This is a genomic window from uncultured Cyclobacterium sp. (genome assembly GCF_963976465.1).
Classification (GTDB): Bacteria; Bacteroidota; Bacteroidia; order Cytophagales; family Cyclobacteriaceae; genus Cyclobacterium.
Genome location: NZ_CAXBOC010000173.1, coordinates 1 through 9,786 on the forward strand (window position 1 = coordinate 1; position 9,786 = coordinate 9,786).

Genomic DNA, 9,786 nt, shown 5'->3' on the forward strand with positions numbered 1-9,786 from the left:
GGATCAGCTCCAGTGCACTTTTGATATGGCCCAGCCCTCTTTGACTCAGGATATCAAATTTATGCAGTCCAATGTCTTCCGCCACATGCATGTCAAACTGGGAAGTAGCAAAGCCTTTTGGCGGCAACTCGGTAGCGGTGTAATAGTGAATGGGCTTGTGGGAAATCAATATTCCGCCTGCATGAATGCTCAAATGAGAGGGCATATTGCGGATCACTCTGGCATATTGATAGATTAGTTTGCCGTATTGATCAGGTATATAGTTGCTACTGTTCAGTTTGTCTCCATAATAGATCAGAGATTCTATTTCTGATTTGGGTAGTCCAAAAACTTTCCCCAACTCCCTCAATACAGAGTTGTACTGGAAGGTGTTAAAGGTAGCCAATAGGCAGACATGGTCCTGTTGGGCTTGGTTATAGGTATTGAAGATATATCGGGTGATTTCATCCCGGTCTTTCCAAGAAAAGTCAAGGTCAAAATCCGGTGGGTTTTCCCTGTAAAGGTTGATAAAACGTTCGAAATACAGGTCCAATTCTATGGGGTCCACATCAGTAATGGCCAGGCAATAGGCCACGATGCTGTTGGCTCCACTGCCTCTGCCTACATAAAAGAAGTTTTTGTGTTGTGCATAATTGACAATGTCATAATTGATCAGAAAATAAGAAACAAAGCCTTTTTGCTGGATAATCTCTAGCTCTTTAATGATGCGTTTTTCTTTGGTTTCATCCAAACTTCCGTAACGGCGAATGGCTCCTTTGTATGTTTCTTGCCGCAGGTAATCAAAATCCTCCCAGTCGGACCCAAGAATGTCTCTACGGTTTTTTACGGCCTGAAAATAAAAGGAAAACTGGCACTGTTCCAGAAGTTTTTGGGAATTGTAAATCAGGTAACTGTGTCCTTCACAGCGCCCAACCATATCGGCATAGCCATAAAATCGATCTGCAGGATCTCCTTGTTCGCTGAGAGGGAGTTTGCTGAGCAGGGTATTGCCATCCATGGCCCGCAATAGGCGGTGGGCATTAAAGGCTGTTTTGCTGGCGAAGGAAACCGCTTGTAAAAGCACCAGCCGCTCTTTGTGTTTGGCCCATGGACTGTAGGGAAGCCGATTGAGTTGCGAAGGATGTATGCCAAGGTATTCATTCTCCTTCAGGGTAAAGAATGTCTCCGTGAAAGGGTAGATCAGCACACTGTGATCGAATGTGGGAGCCCTTTCGGGAAAAGGCAATTTGTTCATCAGGTGATGGGAAAGGTACCTGTTCAACTCATAAAAGCCCTCCTGGTTTTTGGCCAGGCCTATAAACTGCTGTTTGCTACCATTGCGAAAATCTATTCCTATGACGGGATGAACGCCATTTTTCTGGGCCTCGCGGATAAAAGGAAACACCCCCGAACAGCTGTTGATATCTGTCAGGGCCAGGGCGTCGAGTTTTTGCTTCTTGGCTTCCACAACAAGCTGTTCAACAGAAAGGGTGCCGTACTTGAAGCTGTAGAAACTGTGGCAGTTAAGGTGCATTTTGTTTATATTATTAACATTTAATGGTTAATAATATAAACAAAATGAATTGAATGTGGATGTTTGAAGTGATTATTTTTTCTGGAAGAGCACCTTTGTTTCCAACGGCTTTACCTTGTCACCGGTCTACCATGAACTTCTATCCAGTCCAGCCTTGAACAAGCTTTTGATTGTCCTCCGGGCATTAAATCCGTAAAACCGATTTCTTCTACATTGGATAGGTCGGGATCAGTGGCCGGACCGATGGCTACTATGCCTTCAGGATCCAGGTGGTGCCAGTTGATGTCCTGTATATTGAATTCCCAGATGCGCCAGTCTTTAGAGGCACCGGCCGATTGGTCGCTTACCAGCCACTTGTCGTCAGCTAGTTTTAAAGCAATGCGAAGTTCTCTTAGCCCGACTTGTTTGGTGCGCATTTTTACTTTGGCAAAGCCTGTAAGGTTCACATTTTGTTGCCGGTGTTTTAGGCTTAGCATCCAGTTGCCCTCACATAGTCCGGACCAGATATAAAAAGGATCGTCTACAGGTTTCTCATGGTTGCTTTTTTTGATAACATCTTTTCCAGGTCCATATAGCTGAACGGTTAAATTCTCATTCTGGACATGGTTTTGGTTGACAGGGATTTCTGCGGGTGTTTCTTTCCAGTCTTCTCTAAAAAAGAGGTCAGGTCGGTAGCTGCTTTGAGCGAGGATAATACTGGTAAACAGTAGGTAAAAACTAAGGGTTAGGAAAATGTTTTTCATGAGTGAATGGTTATTTTGATACGATGCAAGACCTTATTCTGCCATAATGCAAACAATTTACGGCTATTTCCCCAATAAGGAAAATAGGAGGTAAGATGCAAAATGTTTTTTATGGGTAGGTTTCTGAGAAAATTAATGTTCTTTTTCAAGATCAATTCAGGTTTGATTGGCTATAATGGGGTGCCGTTCCACTAGAGCTCCTGATCAGAGACGATACAATAGGATGCAAAAATATTGCTCCGCTGGAGCATTTAGATTTTCAACTGAATTATGGAGGGATTCAATGAGTCTAAGTTTCTAAATTTGAGTAAGTTAAAATGTTTTATCATTTTGTTTAATCCAAAGCTCTGTAGGAGTTTTTTTTGTAGCACCAAATGCTTGAATTATTAAAAGCTCCCTAGGAGCGACACCTTAATCTCGTGATATGGCATATGCCAATTGAAAAAATTTATAAATTGGTAGACAATGCCAAGAATTTTGGTGAAAATGTGAAACCATGACGGAATTTTGGGAAGAAAACTTTAGAGAAAAGCAATCCATGTGGGGGTTGAGCCCGGCAGATGCTGCTCTTGAAACCGTGAAACTTTTTCAAGAGCATGGACTGCAAAAAATCCTTGTCCCCGGCTTTGGCTATGGGAGAAATGCAAAAGTTTTTATGGATGAGGGCTTTGATGTCACAGGAATAGAAATTTCAGAAACGGCAATTGATATTGCCAGAAAGCAATATGGAAACCAAATAAAGGTTCACCACGGATCAGTAAGTGGAATGCCTTTTGACAATGAAACTTACGGTGGGATCTTTTGCTATGCCTTGATTCATTTGCTTGATAAGAAAGATCGGGCCAAACTAATAGCCGATTGTTACCATCAGCTCAGCGAAGGTGGCTTTATGGTTTTTGTAGCTATTTCTACCGAAGACCATGCTTTTGGGAAAGGGGAGGAGATTGGCAAGAATAGATTTTTGACACCTCATGGTGTTGAATTGTTTTATTATAACCTAGATTCTGTAAACGATGAATTTGGTGATTATGGGCTGCTTGAATCAAAGACAATCATGGAGCCTGCGAAAAGTAAAAAAGGCAAGCCCGGCCAAAAATTTTGGCAGATTGTATGCAAGAAAGCTGCTGTAGGTTAAAAGAATTAAATTATAGCACATGACCAAGGTAATAATTGAGGATTTCTGTCCATCAAATAAAGAAGAATGGAGCAATTGGCTAGAACGCCATCACTTAATAAAAGAGGCTGTTTGGCTCATTGTTTATAAGAAAAAATCACCTACTCCAAACCTTACTTGGAGCGAATCTGTAGATGAGGCTTTGCGGTTTGGTTGGATTGACAGTTTGAAAAAGCCTATAGATGATGAAAAGTACAGACAATACTTCAGCAAAAGAAAGGCAAACAGTATTTGGTCAAAAACGAATAAAGACAAAATTGAAGTTTTACTAGAGAAAGGCTTGATGTCGGAGTCAGGCATAAGAGCGGTGGAAATTGCCAAAAAAAAATGGCTCCTGGTCTATCTTGGATGCTGCAGAAACCTTGGAAGTACCCATGGATTTAGCGAGGAAATTCAATGAGTTTCATGGGTCAAGGGACTTTTTCGATAGTCAAAGTAAATCTTTGAGGAAAAGTTTACTAATATGGATTGCAATGGCAAAGCGACCGGCTACCCGAGAACAAAGAGTATTGGAAATAGCAGAAAATGCTGGGCAGAATTTAAAACCTAAGGCATTTCGATAGGTGCCGAGTGCTCGTCTTTTGGCCCGGACATTCGTTAATCGTCTTGAGCATTTTAATACAGGTATATCTAATAAAGAAACATAAATCCCAAAATTCTATGAAAGATACAAGTCACCACGATGAGCGGATTGCTAAAATGACATTCGCTACGGTATACCCACATTATGTAACAAAGGTGGAGCGGAAGGGCAGAACAAAAGAAGAATTGCATCAGGTAATTGAATGGCTCACAGGGTTTAATGAGGAGAGAATTCAGGAGCTTATTGAAAATCAAGTTACTTTTGAACATTTTTTTCAGGAAGCCACGCTAAACCCCAATGTTGACCTCGTTAAAGGAGTTATTTGTGGTTACCGTGTGGAGGAGATCACCAATCCTTTGACACAAAAAGTAAGATGGATGGACAAGCTGGTAGATGAATTGGCCAAAGGTAAAAAGATGGAAAAAATTTTACGGGATAGTTAATAAGATAAAATTGAAGTATAATAGCAAAAGCCGACAGTTTTTGCCGGCTTTTGTATAAGAAAATGAATATTAATTTGGAGGGAAAACATCCTGTAAAGGATGTCTGATTGGTACACCTTCTCTTGCATCCCACCAAACGCGGGTTAACAATTCATCGCCTCCCATTCTATCTGCTGCTGCTTTGACATTCGCCTCATTTTTTAGGTATTCGTCATTTGGATAAGTTAATCTTCTTGGGATCTGTCCATTGGTTACTCCCGCATCACTTCCAATCCATACTGTTGGATAACCTGTTCTTCTAAATTCAGCCCATCCTTGGTAGTGCTGAAAAAATGTGGAAATGTATTTTTGGGTAATGATCTTTTCAAATTGCTCCTCTTCGGTACCTATCAGCGTTCCTGAAGCTCCATTTAGAAAATCTTGAATAGCTGTTTCAGGAATCTCATATTGTTCCATAGATGCCTGTATTCCCATTTGGTATAGTTGGTTGGCATCTTCTCCGGTTATGCCTGCAAAGACAGCTTCTGCTTTTAAGAAGTGGACTTCAGCAGCATTCATCACTATGATATCATAGGTTTCCTCTTTTAATAACGGCCCTACACTGGCCACCATTTCCTGTCCATAAGGTTCTTTTTCCTCTTGAAGCAATTGTATTGGCCTTCCTCGAAAAGATCCGGACCCGTCTAGTGCAGGACTAGCCAAAATTGGCAATCTCGGATCATTAGTTGGAATCATTACATCCATTATGGGAAATCCCACAAACATAGGTGTGGTGGCCGTTAATTCTCTGGTCCATATATAATTAACGTTGTTGGTGTTTTCTGATGAACTTGGTGGGAGGGTGCTCAATGATGCATTTTCTGAATTTTCATCAATTAAAGGTTTATTAATTAGATCACCAATATGCTCAGAAGCCAGAGATGGGCTTGCAAATCGGACTCTGATGGCAAGCCTAAAACGTAGAGAATTGGCAAACTTTTTCCAGTTTTCCACATTCCCCTGATACAGGATATCCGCATTACCGAATGATAATTGGTTTCCTTGGGCTCCCAATTGAGCTTCGGCTTCTTTCAACTCATTAAGCATGTCGGTATAAACCTCTTCTTGGGTATCGTACTTTGGTTGGTTAATTACATTGTCCACTCCTTGAGCAGCTTCAAAATATGGAATATCTCCATAAGCATCCGTAACCCAGTGGTACAACCATACTTTCCAGATTCGGGCCATGGCATTTTGGTCATTTTTCTGAGGGTCTTCAGCGGTGAGCCGCATGACTTCACTTATATTAATGATGTAATCTCTGTAATAATTGAAAGGGGAGGTGTAATCCGTATTGGCGAAAATATTACCACTTGCCTGACTGGCATAGTACCCTGAAAACTCTCCAATTGTCCCACTTCTGTAAGACTCAAAAATGGAGCTCTTTAATACATTGGTGAAAATGGTCTTTGGTTGAACCTTTTCCTTTGTCAACAATGTTGGGTCCGTATTAATAGCGTCAAAATCGGAAGTACAAGCAAGGCATATCATAAGCAGCAATAAGAGAGACGCATTGCTTTTAATCTTTATGTTTAATTTTATTAATTGCATAACTCAATTTATTAGAATGTCAAAAATAAGTTAAAACCCATGCTTCTGGTTGTCGGTAGGCCTCTTGCTTCTACCCCTTGGGCCGCTGTGGAGCTGTTAAAGGCTGTTTCAGGACTGATGCCCATCAACTTAAATTCAGGATCACGGTATAGGTACAACAGGTTTCTTCCTACAACGGATAAGCGGGCATTGGTAAAAGGAGTTTTGCCTAAAAATCCTTTGCTAAAATTATAACCAAAAGTAACTTCCCTTAAAGCCATATAATCGGCGTCGATTACCATGGTTTCTGCAATCCCTCCCCAAGGGCCCTGTTCGGCGTAATATTGATGAGACAATAAGGAAATGTTATTTTCCGTAAAGGTTCCGTCGGCATTTTCTATCAGGCCATCCACAATAAGATCCTCTGTATCTCTTGCTTCTGTAAATTTCCCAGTGCCTTTGGCCATTTGATCATATTTGCTATATGAATAAACCTGACCTCCTAATCTAAAATCGATCATTCCACTTAACACAAACCCTTTATAGGAGAAAGTGTTGGTAATGCCACCTAGAAAGTCTGGCTGAATATTTCCCAAAACTGTCATTTCATCTGCTCTTTGCCATTTACCAAGTTCTGAAACCAGAATCCTTCCGTCCTCATTTCTCTTTTTAGCAAAACCAACAATGTTTCCATAGGGTTGGCCTACTCGAGCTTCAATAGTTCCGGTACCGCTCAATAAGGTGTGGCTGTTTATGCCTGGCGCCAGTGATACCACTTCAGACCTGTTTCTAGATCCATTAATACCCAAGTCCCAGGTAAAATCACCTGCTTTTACCAGCTTTGCATTAATCATTAATTCCAAACCTTGGTTCCTGATTTCACCTGCATTGATTAAGCGAGTATTAAAACCGGTGGCTGCAGAAATCTCTACAGGAAGGATTTGGTTGGTGGTTGATTGGGTATAATAGGTAAAATCAATACCTAGCCTGTTGTCGAAAAACCTTAAATCCATTCCCAGCTCAAAAGATGTAGTCAGCTCATTTTTTAAATCTTCTAAGGGAACATTGCTTCGGATAGCGGCAAGGCGTAGACCGTCAAAAGTTTGGGTACTTAAAGAATAGCCTGCTTTGGTCAAATATGGATCGGCATCATTACCAGCTTCCGCATAAGAGGCCCTAAACTTGCCAAATGTTAAGATAGGAGAATCCATTTCCAAGAAGTCCGTAAAAGCAAAACTGGTACTAAATGAAGGATAAAAGAAAGATTGATTTTCTATACCTAAAGTGGAAGACCAATCATTTCTACCTGTTATGTCAAGAAATAGATAATTTCTAAATGCCAGTTGACTTTGAAAATAGACTGAATTCATTTGTTTTTGAATACTATAATTGCGTGGAAAAACTAGGGAGGCATTGTTGATATGGTACAAATCTGGAATATCCAAGTTTTGCCCACTCACTTGTACCACTTCTTGATCTCTGTTCAAATGATTAGCTCCAATAGAAAGCGTTCCGTGAAAATTACTGTTTAAATCTCCCGTGGCAGTCAACAGTACATCACTGTTTTCTTCCTTCACACGCCACATAGTATTTCTAACCTGGCCATTAATATTGGCTCCACCGGGAGTTCCCTGGGGAACCATTGCAAACCTGTTGTCGGTATAAAAATCTGTACCTGTTCTACCTTGGATGCTCAACCAATCTGTAAAATCATATTTTACCCTGGCCATGCCTATGATCCGGTCTCTGGTGTCATTGTTCTTGAACTTTTCAGTAATCCAATAGGGATTATAAGGTGATCCTGGCTTAAAACTTGACATAAGCCCATTAGCTCTGGTATGGTCCTTGAGCCAATCAAGATCAATACTTCTTGGCATCACTTCCAGACTTGCCTGTAAACTACTGAAACTAATACCATTCTGAATTCGGTTGTTGCCTTCTTGCCTGGTATAATTAATCTTTGCATCTACAAGAAGCTTTTCAGAAACCTGGTGAGAACCTCTCAGTGTAATGGTTTGCCGATCTAGGGTGTTGTTAGGTACAATGCTCCTGTTATTCATGTTTGAAAAGGACAGCCTCAAGGTACTGGTTTCATTTCCTCCAAATATTGAAACCGTATTGGTGCTGGTAGTTCCTGTTCTATAAAATTTCTCAATATTATCGGTTGGCTGGGCAGTGTAGGCTTTTACTCCCCAGTCTCTGGCGTAATCATATATAATAGGCCTTCCATCCATGGCCCCACCCCATTGATCCAATAACCAACCGGGCCATACTAAGGTTTCTTTCCCATCGATGACTTCTGTACCAAATGCGCTGTAATCATCATCGTATCCACCTCCCCAAGTGTTTTGAAATGTAGGGTTCACACTTGGTGTCTCAAAAGTATAATTGGAATTTATTTCTACTCCTATACCTTGTCCTTTTTTACCTGATTTGGTAGTGATTAAAATAACGCCATTGGCTCCACGGGCGCCATACATAGATGCAGCACTTGGCCCTTTTAATACCGAAATATTTTCTATATCATCGGGGTTGATATTGCCTATTCCATCTCCATAATCATAACCAGAGAAGCTGGATGCAGGATCCAGTGTTTGGTTATCAATGGGAATACCATCAACTACATATAAAGGTTGGTTGTTTCCTGTTAATGAGCTATTTCCGCGGATAACTACGTAGGATGATCCCCCTGGTCCACCAGATGTAGGGTTGACATGAACTCCGGCCACTTTTCCTTTGAGGGAATTCACCACGTTGGATTCTCTTGCTTCTGTTAAGCCTTCGGTATTTACCTCTTGGACAGAATAGCCCAAGGCCTTTTTCTCTCTCTTAATTCCAAAAGCAGTTACCACCACTTCTGAAAGTTCACTAACGTCAGGGGCTAATTGGATATCGATTTCAGACCTATTTCCCACCCTAATGGTTTGTGGGATGTATCCAATACTAGAAACCACTAGTGTAGATTCAGGCCCTTGAACAGAAAGGCTGTATCGACCGTTTACATCTGTCACTGTTCCTTGACTTGAATCTTGACCTCCCTGCAGCAAGAGAGTAGCACCAATAATTGCCTGCCCATCTTCCGAGGACGTTACCGTTCCTCGAACAATTGTTCCTTGAGCCATTGCTCCCTCTAAAAAGATGAGCAAAATTATCATAAGGGAAACCATGCCCTTAAAGCGTAAATAATTTCTCATAAATAATGTGTTTAAATAATTAATAATCGAAACAAAATATTATGTGGTTTTTATGTATAAATAATTACTTTAAATATAATAAATACAATTAAATAATTAATGTATACTAATTAGTTTTTGTTTAACGATTTTTTGATAATTAAAAAGTGATATAAGAGATGTTTCACATTTATAGCTAACTTTGGTATAGAATTCTATCTATTTTTTAATGACTGTATTGGCCAAGGTCCCTCAATTATTTGATTCTTATTTTGATCATTTCTAAGGGGACTTGGGGTAAGCGTTTTAGTAAAGGAAAATCGTAATCCTATAAGAATTATAGAAAAAAGAAAAGTTAAGAAGGAGGATGTCAATTCTAGGCGTACTTGGAAAATCTATCGTAGACCTTATATAAGCGAATACTTTGGCCTAAAAGATAAAATCCATTAGTTTCGTTTCTTTAAGCTGCATGAAATGAAAAAAATATTGTTGTTGACCTATTTATTGGGGGTTCTTTCCTGTTCAGAAGAAGAATTACCTTCTCAGCCGGTTGTATACGACGGTGATCTTGAAATTAGGTCAATCTCT

At 40.3% G+C, this 9,786-nt stretch carries 8 protein-coding genes; 4 read left to right on the forward strand and 4 right to left on the reverse strand.

The window, feature by feature from the left end:
* A partial coding sequence (locus tag AAC037_RS11310; protein WP_339903094.1) for a PHP domain-containing protein occupies positions 1–1,513 on the reverse strand: 1,513 nt, incomplete at its 3' end.
* 110 nt (positions 1,514–1,623) lie between these two features.
* The gene (locus AAC037_RS11315; protein ID WP_339903095.1) at positions 1,624–2,256 is read right to left on the reverse strand and encodes a hypothetical protein; all 633 of its coding nucleotides are present in this window, start codon (positions 2,254–2,256) and stop codon (positions 1,624–1,626) included.
* 496 nt (positions 2,257–2,752) lie between these two features.
* On the opposite strand from AAC037_RS11315, the gene AAC037_RS11320 reads away from it, so the two are divergent.
* From AAC037_RS11320 to AAC037_RS11335, 4 genes are all read left to right on the forward strand, one after another.
* A complete protein-coding gene (locus AAC037_RS11320) occupies positions 2,753–3,391 on the forward strand; it encodes a class I SAM-dependent methyltransferase (protein ID WP_339903096.1) in 639 nt (212 codons plus the stop codon).
* A gap of 19 nt (positions 3,392–3,410) precedes the next feature.
* Positions 3,411–3,830 (forward strand): hypothetical protein, encoded by a 420-nt coding sequence (locus tag AAC037_RS11325; protein ID WP_339903097.1) that lies wholly within the window; start codon positions 3,411–3,413, stop codon positions 3,828–3,830.
* Positions 3,805–3,993: a YdeI/OmpD-associated family protein gene (locus AAC037_RS11330; protein ID WP_339903098.1), complete on the forward strand. Its 189-nt coding sequence runs from the start codon at positions 3,805–3,807 to the stop codon at positions 3,991–3,993. Before AAC037_RS11325 ends, AAC037_RS11330 begins: the two co-directional genes overlap by 26 nt.
* Before the next feature lie 97 nt (positions 3,994–4,090).
* Positions 4,091–4,456 (forward strand): DUF2200 domain-containing protein, encoded by a 366-nt coding sequence (locus tag AAC037_RS11335; protein ID WP_339903099.1) that lies wholly within the window; start codon positions 4,091–4,093, stop codon positions 4,454–4,456.
* 69 nt (positions 4,457–4,525) lie between these two features.
* Here the strand turns inward: AAC037_RS11335 and AAC037_RS11340 are convergent, their stop codons facing one another.
* A complete protein-coding gene (locus AAC037_RS11340; RefSeq protein ID WP_339903100.1) occupies positions 4,526–6,046 on the reverse strand; it encodes a SusD/RagB family nutrient-binding outer membrane lipoprotein in 1,521 nt (506 codons plus the stop codon).
* Between the two features lie 11 nt (positions 6,047–6,057).
* Complete coding sequence (locus AAC037_RS11345; RefSeq protein WP_339903101.1) at positions 6,058–9,219, reverse strand: SusC/RagA family TonB-linked outer membrane protein; 3,162 nt, start codon at positions 9,217–9,219, stop codon at positions 6,058–6,060.
* Between the last annotated feature and the right edge of the window lie 567 nt (positions 9,220–9,786).